Genomic DNA, 25,999 nt, shown 5'->3' on the forward strand with positions numbered 1-25,999 from the left:
TCAGCGACCCCTTCCCCTGTCATCGCGACCACTGGACCGAGCCCGCCCGGAACGCGTTTCCAAGGCAAGGATCTCTGTGAGGGTTAGGTCCGGAAACTCTTTGAGCGACGCATTGTATTCAACACGCGACAAGCCCTGATCAATGTCTGCGTAAGGGACCACCCGCGTCGCAGGCATTCCCTTCCTTCGGATCGCGGGATTGCGAACGACCCGTTCCTTGGAGACCGGCCGGGCCCCACGACGATGCATCGCCCGCACATTTGGCCCCTCGTGCACCTGCGCCCGCCGATAGTCGCCCTGGTCAACCAGCCGTCGGTGATCAATCCGCTCGGACCGGCCGGCGCACCTCAACGCCTCGTTGGCGGTGCGTGCCCAAAGCTCGCGGATCATCTTCAACGTCGTGGGCGGACTCTTTCCGCGATGTGCCCGCAACTTGACCTCCTTGGCGCCGGCCGAGAACATCACCACCCGTTCCCCGGTCGCCACGTCACGGTCCCTTACGAGCAGATGGCAGTGGGGATTATCCCGGTCTTTCCCGTTGGCGTGTATAGCCGCGAACCAGGATGCCCGGCCCTGAGTCAACGTCTCGGCAAACCCCCGAACCAGCTCCACGCGCTGATCAGGATCCAACTCCCGTGGCAGCGCCAACACGAGCTTGTCGGCGACGCGCGCGTTCTTGCGGTCCGCGCGCTCTTCGGCACGAAGCCAGCGAATGGCCTCCCGGGACGTGTCAGGCATCCGCGCCGCCATGTGATGCGTCACGGCACCACGACGCATGATGTAGCGGATATGGGCTCCGGCGGTGAACGGACGGCGCTGGGTGGTTTTCCCGATGGGCAAGAGTCTTAGACTGTAGATCGCCATCATCTTCCCCGCGACGGAGACGACAACGAACGCGTCGAGCTTATCGGGGCGGCGCCCACGTCACGTGCATACAACTGAGTGAGTGAGAGCTCCTGCTCGCGGACACTGCGAGGACTGAAGGTCACGCTCGTTGCCGACCGGTCGGGCGACAACCGAAAGTTTTGTTGCGGAGGAAACCGTCTCACCTTTATCGAGCGCAAATTCCTGGCATGGATCTCTGCCTGAATCTTGAGCGCCCGTTGGTAAATCACGTGACGCTCGACAATCCGGTAACCTGGCCTCGACAGCGAGCGCGCGGCTTTGAGGAGGCGGTCTTCCTCCCGCGTCCGGCTTTTATTCACAGCTCTTCGAATAACGGCATCGGGAAATTGATTCAGAATATTTGAGCTTCGCTCATAATGAAAAACACGAATCGCAAGCGGCCGACCCGGCCGATCGATCATTTGAATAAGCGGTCTACTTTTTTCCATGGGGCGTCTGTTGCCTCGCCAATTCGAGAAATGCTTCCACGACTTTCTGGCGCACGGGTTTGAGGCCGATAAGGCCCAAACCCATAAGTGCGCCCTGGACCTGCCGACGAAATGTAGAGAACGCGCTTAGGACACGGCCGGAGGTGGGACTCGTCTTCGAAGCGTAAGCAAGAAGCGAGTCACGGCGGAGGCAAGAAGAGGGCGTCGCGATGGCCCCGGCGTCGGCAGGTAGGACGCGCAACCGTCTCGAAGACGGTGGTGCGGCCAGAGGGGGTCAGGGGGAGACCCGCGCGCTCATCGGCGCGCTTCTCCCCCGCGCGATTGTATACGCGAGTTGCGTCGTCAATTCGAATGGCAAGGCGGAGCGAGAATGCCAGCGGTAATGGTCGGCCTGCTCATCGGGTTTTTCATCATCGCGATGTTGAGGGGCAGACGACGCCGCAAACAGACCGGACGCGAAATCAATTCCACGTTGAACACGGGCCTGCCGTCCTATGAGACCGCGCTGGGCCGCAAGGCCCGTGAGATCGTCGCCGCGCAGGACGACAAGCTCAAGTCCCCTCCCCCCATCCACGGCTCCGCCAGGTGGGGCCACGAGGTCGACGCCGCGTCTCTCTGTGGCGACGGCGGGGAAGAGCGGAGACCCTCCCTTCGCCTCGGCGGTCTCATCAACGAGGACGGCGACACCGGCCTTGATGTGCGTGCAACCTACCCGGGACACATCCTCACCGTGGCGGCCACAGGCCAAGGTAAAAGCGCAACACAGATCATCGAGAACCTCCTCACCTATCCGGGTTCGGTTGTGGTGCTGGATCCCAAGGGCGAGCTGTACGAGACCACGCACAAACGACGCGCGGAGTTCGGCAAGGTGTTCCGGCTCGCGCCGTACGCACGCGAAGGCGAGCATACCGACCACTACAACCCGCTCGATGAGCTTGATGTCGGCAGGGAGCTTGGCACCCGCGCCCGCCAACTGGCCGAGATGTTCATCGTCCGCACGGGCGGCGGCGATGCGGTGTTCTTCGAAAACGAAGCCATCAACCTGCTCACCGCTATCATCATGCTGGTGGTGGAGATCACCCGCCCCGAGGGCCGCCGACACATGCGGACGCTGGGTGAGGTCAGGCGCATCTGCACCCTTCCCCTCCTGGTCGGCGAGAAAAAGCCAGGCATCCGTGAATACTTCCAAGATGTACTGATGGGGATGACGAAGTCACCGGTGAGCTCGATCGCCGGCCAGGGCCGGAGCTTCCTCGGTTACGAGCACAAGCTGCTCAGTTCGTTCCTCTCCGAAATCAATTCCAACATGGCCTTCTTCGATGGTCATCCAGGCTTTGCCGAAGTCACAGGCAAGTCGGACTTCCTGTTCGCCAACCTGAACATGGAGCCAGTCACGGTCTATCTCACGGTCCCCCTCAAGCAGACCCCGATCGGCTTCCGTTTCCTCAGGGCGATGATTGGCATGGCTTTCGAGGCGCTCGAGGAGCAACGCGAGGCCAAGGATGCCTCGGTTCTTTTCATCCTGGACGAATTCGCCGCGCTGCGGGACATGCCCTTCATGCGCGAGGCGGTCGCCCAGATGCGCTCGTCGGGGGCGTGGTTCTGGTTCTTCGTCCAGGACGTGGCGCAGCTCGAGACCATCTACGGCGACGCCGCCAACGTCTTCCTCTCCCAGACGGACCATCAGGTGTTCTTCGGCGCGATATCCGACGCAAAAACCAAGAGTTTCATCTCCAAAAACCTCGGCACGGGAACCTTCGCGTATCGCGACGCGCAACTGAGCTGGTCGCAAAGCGTCGGTATCAACGACGGTTCTTCCACCAGTCTGCAATCGTCGGGTCTCTCGAACGGGCGCAACGTCGGCCAGAGCATCAATCTTGGCGATCCGGTGATGCTGGCCCCGAAACAGCTTCTGACACCCTTCGAAGTCGGCACGGTGCTTGGTCAGCGCCGACCTGGCGAGACGCACGCGTCGACCAGCGTCATGTTTTCGAAACAGGCAAACGGCTTTCCGCTGCTTCTGCGGCGCCGCCATTGGCGGACCGTCGCTTCCGACACAACCCGAGTCCATTCCCGCACGCTGGTTCCCATCTACACCTGAGGTCCAATATGGAAGCTACGACGATAAAGCCGCCCCCGGAGTGGGACCGCCAAGAAATTGCCAGACCCTATCTCCAAGCGCTTCATCAGCACTATTACCGGGACGCGATCGAAGAAGGGTGGCTCGACGGGCTGTTCACCGGTCTTTCGCAGGAGCTGCGGTCCGTTTACATGGGGGCCGATGCCGACCGCGCGCTTGAGGGGCTGGACCGTCTCATCGAGAAGTTTGATGTCGCCGAGCGCCAGAAGCGGAGTGTTGAGCCGCCCCGCCCTCCGATCGGGATATTGGAGCGATGGACGCGGATCTCGCGACTTGCCCTTCCGCGCATGCAGACCGCGCCTGAGAATTCGTACAACAATCATACAACGCCCCCGCCTGTTCAGACCGCTCAGCGATCGACTGACGCGCCCAAAACGCGCGCACGTCTCAACGGAAGGGCCATGAACAAATCGACCATGGGCACATGGATGGCTCTGGTTGCGCTGACGTGGTTCGGCCTGGTGTGGAACGGGATCATCTCGATGTTCTTTGGCGTCGGTGCCCTCGTTTTCGCGACGATGTTCATCAGCTTTTTCTCTGTGCCAGCTTGGGCGACAATTTGGAGCTGGCTCGGCATCGGCTGGGCGGGAAACAGCACGCTCCGCGACATGAACTTCAAAGCGGTGCCTCCGGACCATCCACTTGCGGTCATCGCCGCTTCCTTTGCCCGCGACCTCGAGCTTCCGCCGCCTAGGATCGGCACGATGGATGTCTCGAATGCGTTCGCGATGGGTACCCACCGCAACAACGCGACCATCGCGTTTGGTTTGCCGCTTTTGGAAGTGCTCTCGCCCGATGAAGTCGCGGCGATCATCGGCCACGAGCTCGGTCACGTCGTGAGCGGGGACATGCGCCGCATGGTGATGATGCGGACCTTCCAGAACGCCATGGTGTTTTACATGGTCTTCCAGAAAGCCAAGCAGGGCGCGCGCTGGGCGCTGACGTGGGCGGCCGAACTCATGATCCTTGCGAACTCTCGCAAGCGGGAATTTTACGCTGACGCGGTGGGCGCTTCGCTTGCCGGCAAGCAAGCGATGATCTCTGCACTGCGAAAGCTGGAGAATGCCCCTCCCCTCACCTCTGCGGAGAACACGCACGCGCGCTTCATGGCGCGGGGAAGAATTTCATCAATCGCACAAATGTTCTCAACCCATCCCCCCTTTGACGCGCGGATTCGCGCCTTGGAGCAGGAGACCTATATCCGGCGCCTACCACGAGCGCGATAAGCGGCTACGGCCGATGGCGTCGGGTAACGCTGCGGAGCCAACTTTCAATGACGCGCTCGCTAAACGTTCGGTGTTCGAGCGCGTCCATCAGCCAATAGTAGACCGTATTGCTCGTCACCCAGATCTCGACCTTATTGAGGTTGAGGAAGACATTGAGCGCGTTGAAAGCAGTTCGCTTATTACCCGAAAGGAACGGATGGTTCTGAATCATTGCGTGGAACAACACCGCTGCTTGCCGCAACAGACCGCGATGGTAAGCAGCCGGGCGCGCGACAGCTGATTCCAGACTTCCCCGATTGAGCACCGCGTCGGACTCATTGCGATCGAGGACATCCCGGTGGAGTGCCAGGACTTCTTCGACGGCCAGGAAGCGGCGCTTCATGTTTTGGCGAGGCGCTTGAAGAGCGCACCAAATTTCTTCCGGCTGGCTTTAGCCGCCGCGAGGAATTGAGGGTCGAGGCTTTGTTGCGTCCGAACGGGCTTCTGAACCGGGCGAGCGGCTACGGCTTTGCTGCGCTTGGCGACGCGCGTGCGGGAGGCAGATTTCATGTTGAGAGCTTTCTTGCGTTCAAGGATGGCCCAACGAAAACGGACCGTCAAAGAATTTTGACGGTCCGTTCGCCGCGACCCGGATTGCCGGGTCGGGTGCTAGGTCCTACTCGGCCTGGTCGCGCGGTTCTTCCTGGCGGATGACCACACGGCCGTTCACCGGCAGCGCGTTGAGCAGCAGGTCGTGCCCTTTCCCGTCTTCGTGCGGGAACAGTCGGCCGATGCGCGTCCAGTAAGACTTTTGACCTTTGCGGCCGTCCTGCACGGCATAGGCGTAAAGGGTGGTGGTCTTTTCGGTTTGCGACATGGTCGTTTCTTTCGTTGGTTTCGGGTTGCGCCTCTCGCGGCCCGTGGGCTGTTTGGGCACGACGCAGAGCATGACTGCCGGGCTGAAACCGTAGGCGCGAAGATGGGATGGGACCCGTCTGCAGCGGCCCTTGGCGGCCGTGATCGCGGAGGGCACTCTGCCCGACGGTGAGCCGTGAGATAGGCGCTGATCCGATGCAGAAAGAGCGACCTCGCAGCAAAGTCCCCTCCCCTCGCCTTCTCGCGCAGGGACCGCTAGGCAGAATGTTCTGGGTCGTTGTCGTGAAACTGCTGTGGGGACCGACTGCACGAGTTATCGTGCTGGTGATTTGCTTGGAGGAACGGTGAGCGACCCCGCCCTGGTTTTTCTGATCTCGTCGGAAGCGGCCGGCCTGATGCGCATCTCGCGTCGGACTCTCGAGCGCATGCGGGTCGATGGAACCGGGCCGCGCTACATCAAGGCTGGTCCTGGAAAGCGCTCACGCGTGCTGTACCGCCAGTCCGAGCTGCTGGCCTGGCTTGACCGGCAGAGTTACGGGTCAACATCCGAATACCGCCGCTAGCCCCTCAAAGGCTCTTCAAAAGCGATTTGCATGAGATAGGCGGTTGCAGTCTACCAATATGACGAAACACATAGAGAAGCTCAGTAAGAACCGTCAAACCACCCCAACATAATTTTAAAGATTCCTTTTCTGAAATTCCGGAAGTGTTCTGAAGAAGAATGTTCGGGATGTTCTGAAGTGTTCTGTTCTATATAGAAGCCTACCGATTATGCGCCGCTCGCCTCCCGTTTATGCGCGAAACCCCTACCGCTTATGCGTAGGCCACGGGCGAGATCCTACCGATAATGCGCGGTTGTCCTACCGGATATGCGCGCAAGGTCTGCAAACGCGTTGGCGACAGCCAATTTCCCGGCGGAGCCTTCCTACCGATCATGCGTCGCTGCCAGCGAGCCCTTCCCTACTGTTTATGCGTGACGACGCCGAGCTCACCTAACACATGGAGGTCGCAGAGCCTCCTACCGTTTATGCGTAGGTAGCATACAGAACGGTGAAACAGCAAAAACGCGCCAATGCGCGAGGTCGCCTCCTACCGATTATGCGCCAGGGAATGCGTGCCCGTTCCTACCGTTTATGCGCAATCTTTCCTCATAACTTTCGACCCTTGGGTGATTTCACCGGAATGGCCAAGGCCTCCGACGACCCCGGTGCCAGCGTGAAACCAACTTCTGACACCTTGGCCGGGAGTTTCGGGAACACTTCCATGATCTGGTGGATCTCCTGCGCGAAGTCGCGCCGGAAGTTGTCGCTTCGCCCATAGCCCGCGCCAAACTGGTCCCGCAAGCTATCCCAAGAAATCGTCATCGGACGCTCCAAGGAATTCAGCCGGTAGCCAAGCCAGAACAGGATGTCGAGCTTACGCGGCGAACTCGAGAACGCCTTCACCGCGTGCATGTTGATCGGTAGCGCGTGCTTGGTCAGCGTTTGATAAAAATCCTGGCTGAACGTCAACGTCGATGGCCACAGCGTTCGTTGATTGGAGTCCTTGGAGAAGAAGACCTCAAGCGAGGTGAACGGCTGCGTGGTCACCGTCTTGGAGCCGTGGGCGTCCCACAGCCCAATGCGCATGGTGCAACTCGCGAGCGCGTTGATCTGCTGCTTGAACGAGGTGATGGTGCCGTTCTTGCCACCGGTGGCGGCAAAACCCATTGCGCGGATAAAGCCGGTCAGACTGTCCTCAATCTCGATCACCGGCGACTTCTGGCGGAGGGCTTCGCTGCAGGTGTGAAGCAGCATCAGCCGCGCGCGGGAACCGTAAGGAAGCGGCTGGTCCTCCCACTTACCGTTCTTGCCGGCGAGTGTGCCGGCCTGGACCATGAGCTTCATCTGTCCTTGCTCCCGCTCCCAGGTACGGGTGGTGATTGGCTGGCGGGTGTAAGGGAGCGCACAGATCGCAAGCACACTGTGGATGTGGCGAAGGTCCTGGCGCTGCACTCCGTCCTTCTCGTGGAGAAGTTGATGCGTCAGCACACGGCGCCGTTGGCCGTGGGGCAATGAGGCGAGCCTGTCTCGGCGTTGTTGCTCGCGTTCGCAGGACGACGCTACGGTGCTGCGCACGAACGAGGGCGCTTCGGCAATCCGCTGCAGGAGGTCCGGATCGCGGACCTGCGCGTCCAGGCTGAGCGTCATGCGACCCCCTCTCCTTCACCCACAACTGTGCAGATGTACAAGTGTCCACTTGGACAAGCGCTATTGCACACGGCGGCCGTCCTCGTTGAAATCGATCTCATTGACCACGAACCCGGCGGCGCGGAGTGCGTCAAGGATGACGTAGCGCTTGGTCGTTCCCTCCTCTGCGGCCTTCTTCGAAATTGCCGTGAAGAGATAATCGGGCAGTTCCACCGCAAGCCGTCGCACCGGCGCCGGCTGTGCTGTCTTGGTGGCGCGCTTCGGGCGAACTTTGGCGGGTTCAAGCGGTACAGGATCAACGCTTGTCGCGACCGTCGCAGCGGAAGCTTCCGCAGGAAACGCCAGGGCCGGTACATTTTTCTCGGCAGCGTATTCCTCAACCACCGACTGGAGCTTTTGGAAGTCGAGGGCCTTGAAGGCGGGCTTCGTCGCGGTCATGCGGCGGCTTTCTGTTGGGATTGAGCGATCGCCGTCATGACTTCCATCACGATGCCGTCGAGTTCTTGCACCGCCTTCGCGATGGGACCCCGGTTGGCATCGCCGAAATGCGGCGGCGTGCCGGTGAGGAAGGATTCCGCGTAAACCGGGCGGTAGTGCATCAAGGTTTCGAAACGCGCGATGTTGTTCGCGTCGATCTGCTCGAGCATGTACGCCTGCGAGCCAGCAAGAATGAACGGCACTTCGTTGAGCAGGATGCGGTGGGCAATGGGTTTGTGGATGCGCGTGGCGATCTCTTGCAACTGCACCGCCAGCTTGTTCGCTTCCAAGATGTCGGGCTCGCTCAACTTCGAAGGCGTGATGGTGAGGTTGGCGAATGCCGCGAGATGCAGCATCTGGTTGGTCAAGGTGCCGGCGAGGTCGATGAGCACGAAACCATCGCGCTTGTAGTAGATATCCTGCACGAACCCAGAAATGTCGCCGTGGGGCCCCTGCTCGACCGTCAAGCGCGGGTTCGCGCGCGCGGCGGCATTGGAGGAGTACCATCGCCAGAGCGTCTGCGTCTGGTCGAAGTCCACGACCTGCACCCGGTGGCCGAGTGACGCGAGAGCGCCCGCCAGGCAGAGGCATGACGTCGACTTGCCAACGCCTCCTTTAGGTGACGCGAAGGCAATGATGGTCGGCGGTGTGTGAGTGGTCATGCACGCATCGTGTGAAGAAGGCGTGCGTCCGTCAACGCAATGCGGTCAGAACGTGGGCATCTAACTGAGGGGGGTGTTGCAAAATGCACGACTGTACATCTGTCCAAGTGTACACCTCGACAAGTGCACAAGAGCACAGGTGTTCACTTGTCCAACTGCATATTGGCTCAAAACCGGGTGTGCGGGATTGATGTCCAAGTGTCCAAGAGCTCAGGTGTGCAACTGCACGCCTGTACATGTGGACATGTGCAAGTGTCCACGCGTACGCCTGTACATGTGCAAGTGACCAGGTGGGCAGATGTACACCTGTCCAAGTGTCCATTGCCCTCCGTGGTCCGAAACGTGTTAGCGAGCCCTACTTTCCTGACGCTGGCCGTTCCTCACGGCTGTCCCCGATCAGTTGTTCCGCTTGCAGAAGGATGTCGCGGAGCCTGGAGAGCAGGGCCGGATCTTGCGCAAGCTGTTCGGGCGCTTTCCCATCGATCGCGAACGCAATGTTTTCGCCGGTCTTCTGGTTCAGTGCCTGTGTGGCGTCTTCCACCAAGTGCACGTATCGAGCTGTTGTGGACGGATGCTTATGGCCAAGAAGCTTTCCAATCATCGGCAGAGAGCCGCCCGCTGCCGCAGCCGCGCTCGCAAACGAGTGGCGAAGGTCATGAAGGCGGACGTCCTCGATCTCTGCCGTCGCCCGAATGCGGCGCCAGGGCTTTTGAATATTGACCAGATACTTCCGGTCATAGCGTCCGACAATCACGAAGGGGTTGCCTTTGACGCGGGGGAGGGACGTCAGCAGCTCAACCGACGCATTGTTGAGCGCAATTGATTTCTGTCCGGTCTTGGAATCCGGCAGCAGCAAAACCTTGCGTTCGAGGTCCACGTACGACCACTTCAAGGTCAGGATCTCACCCACCCGCGCGCCTGTAAACATCAGAAGGCGGATTGCCGCCACCACGTAGAGACTTTCGAGGCTCTCGGCAGCCACCTTGGTCAGCACTAGGCCAAGGCGGGCGAACTCGTCCTTTGAAAGATAGCGCTGGCGTTTGTTCTCGCGGAACTTGTCGATGGCGAAGCAGGGGTTGCTGTGTTCCGGACGATAGCCCAATTCCTCGGCCCAGCTCATGATCTTCGAGAGGATGGCAACACAGTAATTGGCGGTGGCAGGCTTGTCGGCGAGTTTGGAATGGAAGCGAAGAACGTCGGCCCGCTTGATGTCCATCAAGCGACGCACCCCGAATGCTGGACGCAGGTAAAGCCTCAGCAGGATTTCATACTTCACACGGCTACCGGCTTTGAGCTTCGCGCCGTGGTCGGCCATGAACTGTTCTGAGGCTTCGGTGAAGCTCGGGTTCTCAAGGCGCTCTTGCTTGAGTGTTGCGGGGTCCCCGCCGCTGGCAATCGAGCCGAGCAGGCGGTGGGCCTCCTTGCGGGCGGACTCGGCCGTCCAAGGCGAGCCATGCAATCCGATGGTCATCCACCGGAGCCGCCCGTTGATGCGTTTGAGAAGAAAATAGCTCACGGCGTCCGCCTGGCGGCGAGCGCCAAATCCCTTGAGTTCCACATCACGGATGGTCTGACCCGCAACCAAGCGGTCGATAGCCGCCTTGGTGACCTTCGCCCGAACAACTTTTCCCATCTGTGCCCCCGAACCGTCCTCTGCCGAATCGGAAAGAACGTGCGCTAGCTAACTTCTAGCTAACATTTTGCGGCGAATTCAGGACGGATACGGAGAATTGCTGACGCCATAAAGCGTTGATTCCGGGTACTAAATGGCAATAGGGAGTCGTCGTGGCGGACCGCGATAATGCAATCGCACTGCAGAGGTCAGGGGTTCGATTCCCCTCGGCTCCACCATGAAATCATAACGGCCAATGATCTAAACGGGACCGCTGCTAACTCTCAGAGCTACGGTTTGCACGCTGCGCCGTTGGCTTTTGCCGTCTCGATCAGCTTCTTATCGGACGTGATGACGGCGCCGATCTTCCCGCGGGCGAGCGCAAACGGCGCGCTGGCCGGATCGTAGTCGGCGATTGCTTCCGCCCCGAACGACCGAGCGAGCGCACAGCCGGCCTCCGAGTAGCAGGCGACAGTGTCGTCGGCGCCGGGCGGCCCGTATTTTGGGTTTATGCACACAACCTCTGGGTCTGCCGCTTGCGCGACAAGAGGCATAACGGCGATCAGTGTGGAGACGAACACGAAGCACGCACGCACGGGAGTTCTCGCATTGGCCGATGCCCAAGCTATGATCTATCGCCCCGAAAATGCAAGTTCGCCTGTCGAGCGGTGATCCCGGTCCGAGCGGCGCCGCGTCACCCCTCGCTAGCGGTTCTCCGGGTTGCGAGGATTAAGAGCTTTATCCGCAGCAGAACGATTGGATCTCTTGCGAAGAAACCATGCAAACGATCCAATCGCAATTAATAGAACGATGCCGATTGTGAAGAACATCAGAACCGATATCGGCTCGCCGTGAACCTCCGCTGGAGCGGGGGGAGCCGTGTCTTGCGCGTACGCCGGAGCGGCGATGCTCAAGCCGATGAGCGCCAAGTGAGAGATCGCCCGCATTGTTGTTCCTTTGCAGTGATTGAAGACTCGGTCTTTCCCGATTGAGAGACTTGTCACGCAACGGTTGGATTGCGGTCGGGTTCCGACATCGTGACGGCAAACCGTTTCCCTGATCGGCTTTCGAGCCTCGCTTCACCCAAAGACGTCAATGTCTGGATGATGACTGACCGATCTCTCACGGGCGCGCGGGCGCGCATAATTTCTGCGAAAAAACGCTACAAACTTTACCAGTCGCGCGATCATTTGCCGATCGCGAATTGACATTGTTTCGGCCTTCCATAAACATCATTCATTACACCTGAATGGGTCCGCAAGATCATGACATCGCCGAGATTTTGTAGGTCCGTTTGCGCCCTGGCGCTGGCACGCGTCCGGTACGAGTTTGGCGCCCTAGGCCGTTCGAATGAGGCGCGGGTAAATGCTTCGTTAAACGGACTCTTTCAAAGTGCTTTTTATGCGTAAGGAAGAGCGACAGCCCGTAAGTCGGCCGGCGAGGATTGAACTCGACGATGGCAAGTCGCTGGCATGTCGTATAGCCGACGTCTCGAGTGGGGGCGCACTGCTTCTTGTGCCCGACAGCGAGTGGCTTCCGAAGACGTTCATACTGCATGAAACCTTCACCAATACGCGTCGCCGCGTCCAGGTGAGGTGGACGTCGCCCAATCGCGTCGGCGTCAGGTACATCGATCCGCCGCCGTCGGCGCGCCCATCGCAAGCATCCCCCGCGCGCAAACCCGGCGGATTCGGGAAGCGCGGGTGATCGGCGTTAGTGCCCCGGACCAAGGGGCACTAAACCCCCAGTTTGCGTGGCATTTCGGTCATCTCACTTCATTTTCCTTTTCGGCTCGCTTGGGCCGGGCCTGACTGCGCCTATCTTTCCATCCATCGCCAAGCCGAGCGTGGCGACTGGGCGACAGGCGAAGTGGCGCGCAGCGAGGGGAGAACGGAAATGGGAGAGGGGCCGTCCTTGCGCCGCGCGATCGCACTCGCCGTCTTAGTCGCTTCAAGCACTGCAAGTCCCAGTTCTGCAAAACATCGTGGCCCTGTCGTTGAATCGTCCGACCCCTGCGCGGCCCCGAAGGCCTATGTCGTCGACCACATCGCCCGGATCAAGGCGTTACGCGCTTCAACGCCCAACACGCAGTCGTCGCTATTCGATATTTTTACTGGTGCGAAAGACTTCGACACGAAACGGGCCGCCGAAATCTCTGAATTGCGCTACGAGGCAGATGGGGTCAACGCCCTCTTGCAGGCAGGCGGTTGCCAGTCATTCGATCTTGACCGGGAACTATCGCAGTCGCCGCGATAAACAGCACTAATTGGGTCTATAAGGAAAGCGGCGTCGTGGCGCTGTCACTATATTGGGGTTGCAATAGAATTCATCCGACGGCACCATATCTCAATTCCTATTGCCGATCGTTCCATATTTCCCTGCGTAAAGTTATTTCTGATGAGTATCACCTCCTTCGTTGCGGAGGACTTGCCAGCGCTGCTGGATCTTCTTTACGCCACGGCCTTCGACGGCGAATGGCCGGCGTTTCTGCAGGCGCTCAGCAAGCCCTTCGATGGTGCGGTGGGTATGCTGCATTTTTTCGACATCGAGTCGGAGACGACGCCCTTGGCCTTTCCGTTCGGATTGGAGCCAGATTATATCGCCAGCTACCAGGATCATTATGCCGGCATCAATCCTTACCCAATCCAAGCATTCCGAAAGCTGCCGCCCTTAGTCGTTCGCCGGGCGACCGATGTGCTGAGCGCCGAGGACGCCATTCGTACAGAGTTCTACAATGATTGGATGAAACCGCAGGGGATCAGTCCGCATCACATGGGGTGCACGATCCCCAGCGATAGCCGCGAATTGCTCGTATTGGCGATCGCGCCCAGTCCCCGGCATATGCAGGATAATATCGATCGATATACGAAGCAGCTCGAACTATTGGTGCCGCATCTTCGGCGCGCGGCCACCCTTGCGAAGTCGGCGCGTCCCGAGCGCGCCACCAATAGCCTTCCGGCTCAGTTTGCCTGCGCAGCGGTTCTCCTTTCCACCACGCGAGGCATCAAAGCTGTAAATCCGCCAGCGGATCAATTGCTGAAGGAAGGACGACTGCTCGCCGTCGATCCGCTGGGGAGATTGTTCCTGCGTGATCCAGACAGCCAAGCGGCATTTATGAAAGCTCTGGATGCTGTGTTCGTGAGAGAGCAGCCCCTCGGAGGTCCTGTCGAGTGCCGGCTGCCGCTCAGTAATTTCAGACTTTCGCTCGTCGTCTTAAAGCTTCCAGCGATGGATGCGCAACTTGCTCTTGTGCTTCTGATCGGAGGTGCCGGCGAGGCGGGTGTTCTTGGTTCAGCATTCTTCACGGCGGCGGAATCGCGACTGGCTAAGGCACTTTTGAGCGGGCAATCGCTGACGGAGTTCAGCAAACAGGCAGGAATTTCGATCAATACCGCTCGCAAACAACTTGCCGCGCTGTTCGCGAAGACGGGCACCAACCGCCAGGCTGCGCTTGTTGCGTGGTTATTGCAGCGCGGCGGCTAGCAGAAATTCGATGCATCGAAAGACGCATTTATCCGCCTTAGGACTGAGCCAAAAACGCCGCCTGTATTCCCAATTCAGCCATAGGGCGGCCATCTGGTTGGTTTAGACCATCCGCTGCTAAGGTCGATGTAGTAATATCAAGCCGAATACTCCAATGCTGCTGCTGTAATACGCAAAGCAATTGATCAGTTGTCGGATTGTCCAGAAAAGCGATCTGTTTGCTTCGACAATTCAGAGAGTTCAAATGTCACCGGAACGGCTCGATTTCATCGATTTATGTCGCGCGGTGGAAGAGGGAGCGCACGCCGATTTGTCCGAAGCGGATCGCGAGCTCTTGATTGTTTTGCATAAGGCGCTCACGGCGTTGAAGCTTGCCGTCGAGCGCGCGCTTATGAACTCGCCGACGGATAAGCACGCCGCCAATTGATACTCTCGAGCTGCCTCGACTGCTGCCTTTCCCAAAGGGAGCTTCCGGCGCGCGAACGTGCTAAATCACCGCGACGCGTTAGCTGTAAAAACCGCGTAAAATCGGTTGATCATTCGCGCCGAGGAAGATTGCCTTGCCGGTCCAAACCGAATTCACACCGCTCGCTTCCGCCGCAGGCGGAGCGCTCATAGGCTGCGCCGCTGTCTTGCTCATGCTTATGAGCGGTCGCATCGCCGGTATCAGCGGCATCTTGGGCCGTCTCATCTGGCCGTCGGAGGGGAGCCGGCCATTTGAGGCGTTCGCGTTTGTGCTTGGCCTGCTCCTGGCGCCCGCCGTTTGGATCGTGGCATTGGGTCAAAGTGTGACGCAGGTCATGACTGATAATATGCCATTGGCCGCAATTGCCGGCTTGCTCGTCGGCTTCGGCGCTGTGTATGGCGGCGGCTGCACCAGCGGTCACGGCGTATGTGGCATTTCTCGCTGGTCGAAACGCTCTCTTGTCGCGACCGCGGTATTTATGGCGACTGCAATGCTTGTTGTCTTCGTGACGCGTCACGTACTCGGAGGGGGCTCGTGATCTTGCTCGTCAACGTGATCGCTGGCCTGCTGTTTGGCTTTGGGCTTCTGCTGTCGGGCATGGCGAATCCGGCGAAGGTCCTGAACTTTCTGGACGTCGCCGGTCACTGGGACGCGAGTTTAGCGTTCGTCATGGGCGGAGCGGTGCTCGTGACGGCCATCGGATACCGGCTCGTCTTTCGTCGTCCCAAACCTGTGCTGGACGAGAGCTTCCGAGTTCCGACCGCGCGCCAGATCGACAGCCAGCTGGTATTGGGGGCCGCAGTCTTCGGTGTTGGCTGGGGCCTCGTCGGCCTATGCCCCGGACCGGCCCTCGTTTCTCTTCCTCTCGCGTCGCCGGCGATCGTCGTGTTTGTGCCGGCGATGCTGATCGGCGTCGCTGCTGCAGTATGGCTCAAGCGGTAAGCGCAAGCGCCTGCCGCACCCGCGCTAGTTTACGGTGCTTCCGGTCTGGATCGCCGCCTTCGCCTGTGGCGCGGGCGACGTCAACGGCTGCACGGGCGAACCAGGTCCGATTTTCTGCAAGTTGCCCGTGATGACCACGTCCTTCTCGTCTAGCCCGACTACGCTCACGAGGTCGCCGTCGGTCGGTCCCAGCGTCACGAGCTTCTGCTGGGCCACGTTCTTATCGCCCACGACGTAGACGTATTTGCCGATCTGGCTTGAACCAATGGCCGTTTGCGGAACCAAGAGCGCATCCGGATTGGAGCCTGCATGTACGTGAATGCGGACGTATTGCCCGGGCAGCAAAACATGGTCCGCGTTCGCGATGGTAGCGCGTGCGGTCAGAGTGCCCGTCAGCCGATCGACATTGTTGTCGATGAAGGTAATCGTGCCTTTGTGTGCGGCCTTGTTATCGCCTGGAACCACGATTTCGGCGGCAACCTCTCCGCTCTTATGGACCTTTTGAACGGCCGCAAGATCGGTTTCAGCCGGGTTGAACGTGACGTAGATCGGGTCGAGCTGAACGAGCGTGTTGAGCGGCGCGCCTGCAACGCTGATGAGTGCGCCGATCGAAGCTTGATTTTTCCCGAGCCGACCGTCGAAGGGCGCGCGGATCTGCGTATATTCGAGATTGAGTTCCGCAGTGCGGATCGCCGCCTCGTCCACGTTGATCGCCGCTTCAGATTGCTTGAGGAGGCTGGATCGCTGGTCGAAGGTATCCTTGGCGAGCCATCCACTCTTCGTGAGCTCCGTGCCTCGCTCGAGATTCGAGCTTGCGTAGTCGCGCGCCGCGACATCGCGCTCTTTTTCGGCCTTAGCTCTGTCGAGCGCAGCTTGATAGTCACGCGGGTCGATGGTGTAGAGCAACTCCCCCTGCTTGACGTCCGAGCCGTCGGCGACGTGCTGCTTTTGCACATAACCGGCAACGCGCGCCTGCAAAGTGATCTCGTTGATAGATTCCGTCCGCGCTGAGTAATCGAGATAGATGTTGACCGGCCGCTTGACGACCTGCGTGACAGGCACCGGCATCACAAAGCCCCCCTGCGGCGGCTGCGAGCTTGTGCCCTCGACCTCCGCGAGCAGCATGGGAAGGGCTTGACGGTAGTAATAAGCGGCGCCCGCGCCAAGGGCGACCAAGCCAAGAAGAGCTGCTTTCCAAGCGCGCATTGCAAAGTCCTTATCTATTCGGCGGCAACGGGGTGCGGAGTTTCGGGGCGCCCTTCCGTGTCGGCATCACGTCCCTCGCGCCACGTTTCGATGATGGCGTAAAACACCGGAACGAAGAGAAGCGTCAGCAGCGTGGCTGCGAGCATGCCTCCGAACACGGTCGTACCCAACGACTGACGGCTCGCCGCGCCCGCACCGGATGCGATCATCAGCGGCACGACGCCAAGAATGAATGCGAAAGCCGTCATCAAGATCGGCCGCAGTCTGAGGCGTCCGGCTTCCATCGCGGCTTCGACGATCGACAGCCCCTCGAGGCGGCGTCGCTTCGCAAACTCCACGATCAAGATGGCATTTTTAGCGGATAAGCCAATGAGCATCACGAAGCCGATCTGAGAATAGACGTCGATCTGCATGTTACGCAGCCAGATTGCCAGCAGCGCTCCGAACAACGCGAGCGGCACGGCCAAAAGCACCATGAACGGCATCGACCAGCTCTCGTACTGCGCCGCCAGGATAAGGAAGACGAACACGCTCGCCAGCGCGAAGACCATGATGGCAATCGAGCCGGCTTTGAGTTCCTGGAACGTAATGCCGGTCCATTCGTAGCTGAAATCACGTGGCAGCGCGGTTGCGGCCGCCCGTTCCATAGCTGCGATCGCCTGGCCGGTACTATATCCTGGCGCAGGCCCGCCATTGATGAGGGCTGCCGCGTAGTTGTTGTAGTGCGGCACCGTTTCCGGCCCCACGATCGGCTTCAAGGTGCCAAGCGTGTTGAGTGGAATCATCCCGCCGGTCGCATTGCGCACGTAGAGCCGCGAGAGGCTGGATTCTTTTGACCGCGAATTCTGATCTGCCTGCAACGTGACGCGGAACGTCCGTCCGAACAGATTGATGTCGTTGACGTAGAGCGAGCCAAGATAGATTTGCAGCGTATTGAAGACGTCGGGCAGGCTGAGGCCGAGGAGCTTCGCTTTCGATCGGTCGAGGTCGTACTTGAACTGCGGCGTCGAGGTCGAGAACGAACTGAAAAGTTGCTGCGGGTCGAGTTCGGGCTGTTTGCGGGCTTCTGCCAGGAGCGCCTGCGTCGCTTCGTTCAGCGCCTCACTTCCGCGCCCAGCAATATCTTCCACCTGGAACTCGAATCCACCCGTCGTGCCAAGTCCATCAATCGAAGGCGGATCGAAGCTGAGCACGACCGCTTCGGGTATCATCAGCAATTTGCCGCGAACGGCTTGGACGAGAGCGGAGGCGCTTTGCTCGGGCGGACGCTCGTCCCATGGTTTCAAGATCGCGAATTCGACCGCCGAATTCGATTGCGCGGCATTCGTCAGGAAGTTGAGCCCGCTGATCGAGCCCACGATGTCGACGCCCGGCGTGTTCTCCAGGATGTCGCGCACTTTGGTCGCGACCGCGTCCGTCCGCTCGAGCGACGCTCCATCCGGCAACTGCACGACGACGAAGAAATAGCCCTGGTCCTCTATCGGCAGGAATGTGGACGGAATGCGCTGGGCGATGAAGTATGTCGCCGCAAGCACACCCGCGAACAGCATGAGCATCAGCCAGCGGATGCGAATGAGGAAGCGGACGAGGTTGGCGTAGCCGTGCGAAAGCCGGTCAAAGCCGGTATTGAACCAGCGGAACAGAAAGAATTTGGTTGGTTCCTTGTGGCGCAGGAAGGCTGCTGCCAGCGCGGGACTGAGCGTCAGCGAGTTGAACGCCGATAGCCCGACCGAAATCGCAACCGTCAACGCGAATTGATTATAGAGGCGGCCGGAAACGCCGGGAATGAAGGCGACGGGTATGAACACCGCCATCAGCACGCCGGTAGTTGCGATGATCGGGCCCGTCACTTCCGACATCGCTTTCAAAGCCGCGTCCATCGGCTTCAGGCCGTTCTCCAGCTGTCGCTCGACGTTCTCGACGACGACGATCGCATCATCGACGACGAGGCCAATGGCGAGCACCATGCCAAGCAGGCTCAGCATGTTGAGCGAAAAGCCGAGCATCTGCATGATCACCAGCGTCGCGATCAGCGAGACCGGAATAGCGATGGTCGGGATGATGGTCGTTCGCCAGCTCTGAAGGAAGATGTAGACGACGAGCACGACGAGAAACAAAGCTTCCGACAAGGTGTAAACGACATCGTGCATGGCGGCTGACACGAACCGCGTCGTGTCATAGTGCATGCCGTAGGCGATGCCCTTCGGAAAACGCTTCGACAGCTCCTGCATCTTGGCCATGACGCGCTCTTGTAAGTCGAGCGCATTTGACCCTGGCATCTGGAAAACGCCGAGAACGACTGAGGGATCTTTGCCGAAGAAGGCGGTCGAGGAATATTGCAGTGCGCCGAGTTCGATGCGGGCGACGTCGCGCAGCCGGACGATGGCGCCTGAATTCGGATTGGCTCTCAGCACGATGTTTCCGAATTCTTCCGGACTATTGAGGCGTCCGGTGGCGTTGACTTGCATTTCGAAAGGCGTGCCGGCCGGCGCCGGCGACTGACCGATCTTGCCGGCGGCGACCTGAATGTTTTGCTCGGCAACTGCGTTTTGCACGTCGACAGCGGTGACGCCGAGCTGCGAAAGCTTGTCCGGATCGAGCCAGACGCGCATGGAATAGCGCCGCTCGCCGAAAATCTGCACGTCGCCGACGCCGGGAAGTCGCTTGAGTGGATCGACGATCTGCAGATAGGCGTAATTGCTGAGCGTGACCGGATCGACCGAATGATCCGGCGACGTGAGGTTCACGATCAAGACGAAATTCGGGTTCTGCTTGCGGATGGTGACGCCGGCCTGATTGACGATCGGCGGCAATTGCGAAGCAGCTTCCGAGACGCGGTTTTGAACGTCGACCGCCGCGATGCTGAGCGGATATCCGACATCGAAAGTGATGGTGATGTTCGACGAGCCGTCATTGGAACTCGTCGATGACATGTACGTCATGCCTTCGACGCCATTGATCAGCTGTTCGAGCGGAGTCGTTACCGTATCCGCAACGACTTGCGCGCTGGCGCCGGGATAAATCGCGGTGACGACGACTTGTGGCGGGGTGACGTTGGGAAGCTGCGCGACGGGAAGCAGGAAATAGCAAATGGTACCCGCGAGCACCATGATCACGGCGATTGCGGAAGCGAAGATAGGACGGTGAATGAAGAAGTTGACCATGTGCCGTCTGTTGAAATCGGGAGCCAATCGCCCGCAGCCGGCCCGCTCCCCCGGAACCCGCAATCCCTTTAAGGACAGAACCGGACCGACCTCAAGTGCGGAGTTGGCAGCGATCGCAAGGAAGCTTGCCTTGAAACTTCGAGTTTAGTGCTTGTGCTTTCAGGCAGTGGTCGAAGTGCACCTCGCGTCTCTAGCGACACGTCACCCTCGCACGATTATGAGGCGCGAAAAATTCCCAGGCATGTCTCAGTGCGAGAAGCAGCAGGATGACGGCCGGTAGTTTACCATGCTAAGCAGCGGCGAATTGTTTGGGCAGTGGACCTGCCACGACGTGCGCTCCCGAGTTTTCGACAAGGCGCCCTCGGCGAGCCAAAAACAAACCAGGAAACAAAATGCCAAGTTCTCAGCGCGCAGCGCATTCGTCCGCGGCGCGACAGGATGTACCTTCCGAACCTTTGATGATCTCGTTTGTGGAGTTCGTTTGCCTGACGGCATCGCTGATGGCGCTGACGGCGCTGGCGATCGACATCATGCTTCCCGCGCTGCCTGACATCGCATCGTCCTTCGGCGTGCAGAGCGAAAACGATCGGCAGCTCGTCGTCATTTTGTACATGGCAGGCTTCGCGCTAGGGCAGATCTTCTTCGGCCCTCTTTCTGATCATTTTGGCCGCAAACCGATGCTGATGGCTGGCTTGGCGGTCTTCATCGTCGGCACGGTGGCCGCGCTTTGGGCGTCGAGCTTCGAAACTTTGCTTGCCGCGCGTCTCGTTCAGGGCGTAGGAGCCGCCTCGCCGCGCATCATCGCCATTGCCGTCGTGCGCGATCTTTATGCCGGACGACAGATGGCGCGCGTCATGTCGTTTGCGATGATGGTTTTCATCACCGTTCCCGTGCTCGCGCCAAGCGTCGGCCAGGCGCTTCTTCACATTGGCAACTGGCACTGGATCTTCTTCGTGCTGCTGGCAATGGCGACCATCGTCGCCGTGTGGTCCGGCGTGCGTCTGCCTGAGACGGCCCGTCCTGCGCTTGGCGCCGAGCGTCCGTTGACGATACGCCAGTCGCTTGCGACCGCGTTGTTAAATCCCGTCACGATGGGCTACGCCGTCTGTGGCGGCTTCATGTTCGCTTCCCTCCTCGCCTATGTGGCAAGCGCCCAGCAGATATTTGTCGAGGTGTTCGGCATCGGCGACATTTTCCCGGTTGTGTTCGGCGCGATAGCTCTCGCGATCGCCGCGGCATCCTTCGTCAACGCGCGCTTGGTCGGGCGGCTAGGCATGCGTCGCGTCTCTCACTCGGCGCTTTGTGGTTCGATTTGCGTGTCTCTTTTGCTCGCGATCGCCGCCTACGTAGGAGCGGTGGGTTTTGCCACTTTCGCGGTCGCGCTCGCGGTCGACTTTTTCCTTTTTGGCTTGATCGCCCCGAACTTCAACGCGCTCGCGATGGAACCGCAGGGCCACAATGCCGGAATGGCGTCCTCGGTGGTCGGAGCCTTCGGAACCGCGGTCGGCGCGCTTGCGGGCGGCCTGATAGCTCGTGCGTTCGACGGCTCGGTGTTTCCGATTGCGGCCGGCTTTGCAATTTGCAGTCTGATAACCAGCGCAATTGTTTTAGCCGTCGAAGGCCGTTCCGGCCTGTTCGGTCGCAATCGAACCGCGTGAGCGCAGCTAAAATTTTGGTAACGGAGCCAAGGAACATGCACTTGTGCGTGGTTCCTTGCCCAATCCTGTACTAAATGCTGCCGCCGGGAATATGGATGATCCACTGGCGGGCGGGACTGCGAGGCGCGATTGGCATGAGAATTTTGCTGCTTGAGGACGACGCGAACACCGCAGCTTACATACTCCGAGGTCTGGAAGAAGAAGGCCACACCGTCGATCACCTTGCGGACGGTCGCGACGCCGTCGCCCAAGCCGTCGCCGAAAACTACGACGTCATCATTCTTGATCGCATGCTTCCGAGCCTCGACGGCCTCGCGATCATCAAAACTATCCGTAGCGCTGGACGCGGAGTGCCAGTCCTTTTTCTCACCGCGCTGGGCGGGGTCGATGATCGCGTCGAGGGTCTCGACGCTGGCGCCGACGATTATCTGGTAAAGCCGTTTGCCTTTTCCGAGCTGCTCGCCCGCGTCAACGCGCTCGCCCGCCGTCCTCATACCAAAGGCGAGGAGACACGCCTCAAGGTGGGTGATCTCGAGATCGATCTTGTCAGCCGGAAGGTTACCCGAGGGGGCGACGTCATCGATCTTCAGCCTCGAGAATTTCGGCTTCTTGAAGTGCTCGTTCGCAACCGGGGGCGCGTCGTCACGCGCACGATGTTGCTCGAGCGCGTGTGGAGCTTCCATTTTGATCCAAAGACGAGTGTCGTCGAAACGCACATCTCGCGGCTACGCGCCAAGATCGACAAGCCCTATGGTAAGGAGCTGATCCACACCATTCGCGGGAGCGGATACACGGTCCATGACGGCTCGTGATCTTCTGAAGCGCACGCCGTTTCGATTGGCGGCGACGTTTTCCATCTTTTTCATAACGACCATTCTGGCGCTGTTCACCGTCGTCTACCTTGTCGCGAGTGAACGGCTGGTCGCCGATATTCACGATCGTGTCGAGACGACGCTCGACTCCCTCGCGGCTCTCGACGGCGAGCGAACGTTCGACGATCTCGTTGCGCTGGTCGCCAGCGAAAGTCAGTCAGTGCGAGACCCAGACTTCATCATGGAGCTCGTCGACAAGAACGGCAACTTTCTCGCCGGCAATGTGCGCGGCGTGCGCGATTCCAATCAGTGGATGACGCTGAAGCGCTCCGACGTCTTTCTCACCCTCGACCGCGGCGAGCCGGATGACGAATTCCTCGCCATCTGGCGCCCTCTTGTCAAAGGCAAGCTGCTCGTCGGCAGCGACAACAGCGAGGTCAAGCAGGTCAAATCATTTCTACAGAAGCTTCTGGGCTATGGCCTGGTCGCGGCGTTTCTGGCGATTGCGCTATGCGCGACTTATTTTGCACGCGAGACGCAACATCGTATCGATGCCTTCTCGCGTCCCCTTGCCCGCGTTTCCAAGGGAGAGATCTCCGCGCGAGTCCCCATTTCCGGCCAGCAGGACGATATTGATGAAGTCGCTCAGCAAGTGAACGGCATGCTGGGCAACCTGCAAAGGTTGATCGAAAACGTCAATCAATCCTCATCAGACATTGCCCACGACCTGAAGAAGCCGCTCGGCCGGTTGCGGCAGCGCTTGGACGACGCGCGCCGCAGCGCATCCGACGTCGATGAATTTCGACGCGCAGTGGACGCAGCCCTCGGCGATCTCGATTCTATTTCAGAAACGTTCGATGCCTTGCTCCGCATCACTCAGATTGAAGCCGGAGCGCGCAAGTCGCGCTTCGTGACGCTGGATCTGGCTCCCTTGCTCGCCGATGTTCGCGATGTCTACGATGTTGTGGCGGAGGACGCCGGCGACAAGTTGTTCTATGCCCCATCTCATTCGGGCTCTGCGTTGGTCCGCGGCGACCCAGAACTCCTTGTCCAACTCTTTGCAAATCTCGTCGAGAATTCGATCCGTCACTGCCCCTCGGGAACGGATATCACCCTTCAGCTGACGAGCGAGCCCGGCGCCTACGTCGTGACGGTCGCCGACAATGGACCGGGAATACCTGAGCAGGAACGCCAGAATGTTTTCCGGCGGCTCTATCGATTGGAGCGGGCGCGCTCCACCGACGGCAGCGGGCTGGGCCTGAGCCTTGTCGCGGCTATTGTCGAACTGCACGGCGCTCACATTGCGTTATCGGATAACAGCCCCGGCCTCAGGGCGGAAGTCAGGTTTCCCGCCATCTGAAGATATCACGCTCAATCAAATGAAATCGGGCGGTCGGGAATTTTCCCGCCGCCCGATCGTCCCCTGTCATGGCCCCCCATGCCGGAGCTTTATGCGAGGAAGCGCATTCTCAATTCGTCGAAAAGCTTCACTTGGTCGGCGATGAGTTCGCGCTTCTCGTCGCGCCGTACAAAGATCTTGAAGATCGCTTCGCCGGTGGCGTTGAAAAACTGAATCGATCGCGATTCACGCCCCATGAAGGGCCGCATGACGAAAGCGATCGCCGTACAGTTCTCCGCCTTGATGTGTCCACCGATGGGGCTATCGCCGTGAAGATTGAAGTACCCTCGTCCGATGGAGCCCGGCGGTATCGGGCCCTCGCACTCCAGTACGATATCGGGAGTATGCACGATGAAGACGATCGACCCCCAGGCCGTCAGCGCCGCCATGATCGTCTCAAACGCGCTACCGGCCACGATCGTGCGATGAGCCTCAGGAAGGGATTGAACGGCCTCAAACGTGCTGACGCCATAGTCCCGCGCGATTTGCTCGAGAATGCCGTCCGAGTTCTTGGCGAGCTTCTCTCGCAATGGAGGCCGCGTCTGAGCCTCAGGCGTCATCATCTCGCTCATCCCGGTCACTCGGCCGCCGTCAACGCGGTATTGGACCCATCGGAACCGACTTCCTGGATGACCTCGAAGCCTTCGAATTCCGGATGTCCGAGATAAAGCTTCTTAGCCGTCCCCGCGCCGGAGTGGGATTTCCGGAACGATTCCGATTTCGTCCAAGCTTCGAAATCGGCGAACGACCGCCAAACGGTGTGCGAAGAATAAAGCACATGGTCCTCCTTCTTAGGACCTCGCAGCAGGTGGAACGAAATGAAGCCCGGCTCCTTGTGCAGGTTCACCTCTCGCGACAGCCAGACCTGCTCGAAGTCCTTCTCCGCGCCGGGTTCGACTTTGAAGCGGTTCATAGCAATGTACATGTCGTGATCCTCATGATGGCCAGGAACAGCGGGCCGGGAGCTGGGGTTTCATGCGTGCCGGCCCGCTGTCTATGATCTTAGAGCGGAGAGACGGGAAGTCGGAAGGCTCCAAGACACATTCTTGATCGATATGCTGCATCAGGCTTTCGCAAAAGCAATCTGCAGCGCCGGAACCTAAAATTCTACACAGAAAAAGTCAACATTATCGCAAAGGGCGGGCAAGGTTTAATTCGCCTGATGATCGGGCATCATTTGCCCGATGTTCAGAAGATTGCCGTCCTCGTCGACAAAGTGAAATTCGCGCATACCCCACGGCTTATCTTCAACCGGTGAGAGACGTTTGGCGGCGCCATTTCTGAAGGCGGCATGCCACTCGTCGACGTCAGCGACGCGAACATACGCCGATACGCAATGCGGCTCTGGGATCTGCGTGACGCTCGAAACGTGAAGTTCAACGGCGCGCCGCCGCAAGATGAGATAGTTGTGCGCTGCGTTGATGACGGCGAAGCCTTTGCTGCCATAGGTGTCAGCCGCGCGCGAGATGTTCGTTGAGATCAGGACCGGTATGGCCAAAGGCACGGCGATCTTCGCGCCTGTACGGTGAAACTCGTCCGGTAACGTCATCATTCGGCTGCAACTCCCCTGCCCATCTTACGAGAGATTGCGTTCGGCAAGACCAGTCTTCGGCCATCACTGAATGCCTCGACCCGCAATCGACACCCGAACGTGTGACTGAGGAGTTCTTCATTCAAGATGTCATTGGGATCACCCTGAGCGACGATGCGTCCCTCGGCCATAAGCACGATCTCATCCGCGAATGCGGCCGCCAGATTGAGATCGTGTATGACAAGCAAAACCGCTCGACCATTTTGTGACTGCGCTTTTACGAGGCTGAGCACATCATCTTGATGTTTGAGATCGAGGCTCGCTGTCGGCTCATCAAGAAGAATGGCGGCTCTTTCGCCTGGATGGCGCCGTGCCGTGTTCATCTGACAAATCGCGCGCGCGATATGAACGCGCTGCCGCTCGCCACCGGATAGTTCGTTGATCAGACGAGGCGCAAATGAATGAAGACCTACGCTCGTAAGTGCATCTTGGGCCGCCGCAGCTGCATCCGCATCACGCAGCGCGAACCCGGGTACCGTCGCTCCCAACATCACGACTTCGAGAACCGTGAATGGAAATGTCAGCGTCGAGGCTTGCGAAACAACGGATCGCCGCGCAGCCAAGCGCGCGACGGGAATACGCGCAATGTCTGTGCCGTCGAGAAAAACATTGCCTTCACTCGGCTTCAATTCACCCGCGATTGTGCGCAAGAGTGTCGACTTACCAGCCCCATTTGGCCCGATGATCGCAGTGAGCCGTCCCGGCACGATGGCGAGGGAAGCCTGCGCGATGAGAGCTTTGCTGCCGCGCCTCACGCTGACATTGCGCGCCTCGAGCATCACT

General features: G+C 59.5%; 28 protein-coding genes and 1 tRNA gene. 13 read left to right on the forward strand and 16 right to left on the reverse strand.

All coding sequences use genetic code 11. The features are described 5' to 3' along the window. Positions 1–864: a MobA/MobL family protein gene (locus EKK30_RS10335; RefSeq protein ID WP_290984272.1), complete on the reverse strand. Its 864-nt coding sequence runs from the start codon at positions 862–864 to the stop codon at positions 1–3. 840 nt (positions 865–1,704) lie between these two features. On the opposite strand from EKK30_RS10335, the gene EKK30_RS10340 reads away from it, so the two are divergent. Next, positions 1,705–3,435: a type IV secretory system conjugative DNA transfer family protein gene (locus EKK30_RS10340; RefSeq protein WP_290984274.1), complete on the forward strand. Its 1,731-nt coding sequence runs from the start codon at positions 1,705–1,707 to the stop codon at positions 3,433–3,435. 8 nt (positions 3,436–3,443) lie between these two features. Then, positions 3,444–4,700, forward strand: a complete 1,257-nt coding sequence (locus EKK30_RS10345) for a M48 family metalloprotease (protein ID WP_290984277.1) — start codon at positions 3,444–3,446, stop codon at positions 4,698–4,700. A gap of 4 nt (positions 4,701–4,704) precedes the next feature. Here EKK30_RS10345 and EKK30_RS10350 read toward each other — a convergent pair whose 3' ends face one another. The 3 genes from EKK30_RS10350 to EKK30_RS10360 all read right to left on the reverse strand — a co-directional run bounded on the left by EKK30_RS10350 (position 4,705) and on the right by EKK30_RS10360 (position 5,556). Further along, on the reverse strand, positions 4,705–5,082 hold the full coding sequence (locus tag EKK30_RS10350; RefSeq protein ID WP_290984279.1) for a type II toxin-antitoxin system death-on-curing family toxin: 378 nt from the start codon (positions 5,080–5,082) through the stop codon (positions 4,705–4,707). Beyond that, positions 5,079–5,249: a hypothetical protein gene (locus EKK30_RS10355; protein ID WP_290984282.1), complete on the reverse strand. Its 171-nt coding sequence runs from the start codon at positions 5,247–5,249 to the stop codon at positions 5,079–5,081. The genes EKK30_RS10350 and EKK30_RS10355 overlap by 4 nt, the downstream gene beginning before the upstream one ends. Before the next feature lie 106 nt (positions 5,250–5,355). Next, on the reverse strand, positions 5,356–5,556 hold the full coding sequence (locus EKK30_RS10360; protein ID WP_290984284.1) for a hypothetical protein: 201 nt from the start codon (positions 5,554–5,556) through the stop codon (positions 5,356–5,358). A 343-nt stretch (positions 5,557–5,899) separates the two neighbouring features. Here EKK30_RS10360 and EKK30_RS10365 point away from each other — a divergent pair, with 343 nt between their 5' ends. Then, on the forward strand, positions 5,900–6,118 hold the full coding sequence (locus tag EKK30_RS10365) for a helix-turn-helix domain-containing protein (RefSeq protein WP_290984287.1): 219 nt from the start codon (positions 5,900–5,902) through the stop codon (positions 6,116–6,118). 585 nt (positions 6,119–6,703) lie between these two features. On the opposite strand, the gene EKK30_RS10370 is transcribed toward EKK30_RS10365, so the two are convergent. From EKK30_RS10370 to EKK30_RS10385, 4 genes are all read right to left on the reverse strand, one after another. After that, on the reverse strand, positions 6,704–7,744 hold the full coding sequence (locus EKK30_RS10370; RefSeq protein ID WP_290984290.1) for a replication protein RepA: 1,041 nt from the start codon (positions 7,742–7,744) through the stop codon (positions 6,704–6,706). Positions 7,745–7,804: 60 nt separating this feature from the next. Next, positions 7,805–8,182 carry a hypothetical protein gene (locus tag EKK30_RS10375; RefSeq protein ID WP_290984293.1) on the reverse strand — a complete coding sequence of 126 codons (378 nt, stop codon included), beginning with the start codon at positions 8,180–8,182 and terminating at the stop codon, positions 7,805–7,807. Beyond that, the gene (locus EKK30_RS10380; protein WP_290984295.1) at positions 8,179–8,883 is read right to left on the reverse strand and encodes a ParA family protein; all 705 of its coding nucleotides are present in this window, start codon (positions 8,881–8,883) and stop codon (positions 8,179–8,181) included. Before EKK30_RS10380 ends, EKK30_RS10375 begins: the two co-directional genes overlap by 4 nt. 355 nt (positions 8,884–9,238) lie before the next feature. Then, positions 9,239–10,516 (reverse strand): site-specific integrase, encoded by a 1,278-nt coding sequence (locus EKK30_RS10385; RefSeq protein WP_290984298.1) that lies wholly within the window; start codon positions 10,514–10,516, stop codon positions 9,239–9,241. 143 nt (positions 10,517–10,659) lie between these two features. On the opposite strand from EKK30_RS10385, the gene EKK30_RS10390 reads away from it, so the two are divergent. Beyond that, positions 10,660–10,734: transfer RNA gene (locus EKK30_RS10390), tRNA-Ala, on the forward strand. 51 nt (positions 10,735–10,785) lie between these two features. Here the strand turns inward: EKK30_RS10390 and EKK30_RS10395 are convergent. Continuing rightward, positions 10,786–11,091, reverse strand: a complete 306-nt coding sequence (locus EKK30_RS10395) for a hypothetical protein (protein ID WP_290984301.1) — start codon at positions 11,089–11,091, stop codon at positions 10,786–10,788. 108 nt (positions 11,092–11,199) lie between these two features. Then, the gene (locus tag EKK30_RS10400) at positions 11,200–11,442 is read right to left on the reverse strand and encodes a hypothetical protein (RefSeq protein WP_290984303.1); all 243 of its coding nucleotides are present in this window, start codon (positions 11,440–11,442) and stop codon (positions 11,200–11,202) included. Between the two features lie 454 nt (positions 11,443–11,896). On the opposite strand from EKK30_RS10400, the gene EKK30_RS10405 reads away from it, so the two are divergent. The 6 genes from EKK30_RS10405 to EKK30_RS10430 all read left to right on the forward strand — a co-directional run bounded on the left by EKK30_RS10405 (position 11,897) and on the right by EKK30_RS10430 (position 15,386). Further along, positions 11,897–12,202, forward strand: a complete 306-nt coding sequence (locus EKK30_RS10405; RefSeq protein WP_290984305.1) for a PilZ domain-containing protein — start codon at positions 11,897–11,899, stop codon at positions 12,200–12,202. A gap of 189 nt (positions 12,203–12,391) precedes the next feature. Then, positions 12,392–12,751: a hypothetical protein gene (locus EKK30_RS10410; RefSeq protein ID WP_290984308.1), complete on the forward strand. Its 360-nt coding sequence runs from the start codon at positions 12,392–12,394 to the stop codon at positions 12,749–12,751. A 141-nt stretch (positions 12,752–12,892) separates the two neighbouring features. Further along, positions 12,893–13,978 carry a helix-turn-helix transcriptional regulator gene (locus EKK30_RS10415; protein WP_290984311.1) on the forward strand — a complete coding sequence of 362 codons (1,086 nt, stop codon included), beginning with the start codon at positions 12,893–12,895 and terminating at the stop codon, positions 13,976–13,978. A 244-nt stretch (positions 13,979–14,222) separates the two neighbouring features. Beyond that, complete coding sequence (locus EKK30_RS10420) at positions 14,223–14,405, forward strand: hypothetical protein (RefSeq protein ID WP_290984314.1); 183 nt, start codon at positions 14,223–14,225, stop codon at positions 14,403–14,405. 133 nt (positions 14,406–14,538) lie between these two features. Next, the gene (locus EKK30_RS10425) at positions 14,539–14,982 is read left to right on the forward strand and encodes a YeeE/YedE family protein (RefSeq protein WP_290984317.1); all 444 of its coding nucleotides are present in this window, start codon (positions 14,539–14,541) and stop codon (positions 14,980–14,982) included. Further along, positions 14,979–15,386 carry a YeeE/YedE family protein gene (locus EKK30_RS10430; protein ID WP_290984320.1) on the forward strand — a complete coding sequence of 136 codons (408 nt, stop codon included), beginning with the start codon at positions 14,979–14,981 and terminating at the stop codon, positions 15,384–15,386. The genes EKK30_RS10425 and EKK30_RS10430 overlap by 4 nt, the downstream gene beginning before the upstream one ends. Positions 15,387–15,410: 24 nt before the next feature. On the opposite strand, the gene EKK30_RS10435 is transcribed toward EKK30_RS10430, so the two are convergent. Both EKK30_RS10435 and EKK30_RS10440 read right to left on the reverse strand, forming a co-directional pair. Then, a complete protein-coding gene (locus EKK30_RS10435; protein WP_290984323.1) occupies positions 15,411–16,592 on the reverse strand; it encodes an efflux RND transporter periplasmic adaptor subunit in 1,182 nt (393 codons plus the stop codon). A 14-nt stretch (positions 16,593–16,606) separates the two neighbouring features. Then, positions 16,607–19,756 (reverse strand): efflux RND transporter permease subunit, encoded by a 3,150-nt coding sequence (locus EKK30_RS10440; RefSeq protein ID WP_290984326.1) that lies wholly within the window; start codon positions 19,754–19,756, stop codon positions 16,607–16,609. Positions 19,757–20,148: 392 nt separating this feature from the next. On the opposite strand from EKK30_RS10440, the gene EKK30_RS10445 reads away from it, so the two are divergent. From EKK30_RS10445 to EKK30_RS10455, 3 genes are all read left to right on the forward strand, one after another. Then, the gene (locus tag EKK30_RS10445) at positions 20,149–21,414 is read left to right on the forward strand and encodes a multidrug effflux MFS transporter (RefSeq protein WP_290984329.1); all 1,266 of its coding nucleotides are present in this window, start codon (positions 20,149–20,151) and stop codon (positions 21,412–21,414) included. Between the two features lie 134 nt (positions 21,415–21,548). Next, positions 21,549–22,226, forward strand: a complete 678-nt coding sequence (locus EKK30_RS10450) for a response regulator transcription factor (protein ID WP_290984332.1) — start codon at positions 21,549–21,551, stop codon at positions 22,224–22,226. Then, entirely contained in the window at positions 22,213–23,586 is a 1,374-nt protein-coding gene (locus EKK30_RS10455; protein WP_290984335.1) for an ATP-binding protein, read from the forward strand. Before EKK30_RS10450 ends, EKK30_RS10455 begins: the two co-directional genes overlap by 14 nt. A gap of 89 nt (positions 23,587–23,675) precedes the next feature. Here EKK30_RS10455 and hutX read toward each other — a convergent pair whose 3' ends face one another. From hutX to EKK30_RS10475, 4 genes are all read right to left on the reverse strand, one after another. Then, positions 23,676–24,197 (reverse strand): heme utilization cystosolic carrier protein HutX, encoded by a 522-nt coding sequence (hutX, locus tag EKK30_RS10460; RefSeq protein WP_290984338.1) that lies wholly within the window; start codon positions 24,195–24,197, stop codon positions 23,676–23,678. 5 nt (positions 24,198–24,202) lie between these two features. Next, entirely contained in the window at positions 24,203–24,550 is a 348-nt protein-coding gene (locus EKK30_RS10465; protein WP_290984341.1) for an antibiotic biosynthesis monooxygenase, read from the reverse strand. A gap of 225 nt (positions 24,551–24,775) precedes the next feature. Next, positions 24,776–25,177, reverse strand: a complete 402-nt coding sequence (locus EKK30_RS10470; protein ID WP_290984344.1) for a VOC family protein — start codon at positions 25,175–25,177, stop codon at positions 24,776–24,778. Then, on the reverse strand, positions 25,174–25,995 hold the full coding sequence (locus EKK30_RS10475; RefSeq protein ID WP_290984347.1) for a heme ABC transporter ATP-binding protein: 822 nt from the start codon (positions 25,993–25,995) through the stop codon (positions 25,174–25,176). Before EKK30_RS10475 ends, EKK30_RS10470 begins: the two co-directional genes overlap by 4 nt. Between the last annotated feature and the right edge of the window lie 4 nt (positions 25,996–25,999).

This window comes from Hyphomicrobium sp., assembly GCF_003987855.1.
In the GTDB taxonomy this organism is placed as follows: Bacteria; Pseudomonadota; Alphaproteobacteria; order Rhizobiales; family Hyphomicrobiaceae; genus Hyphomicrobium_B.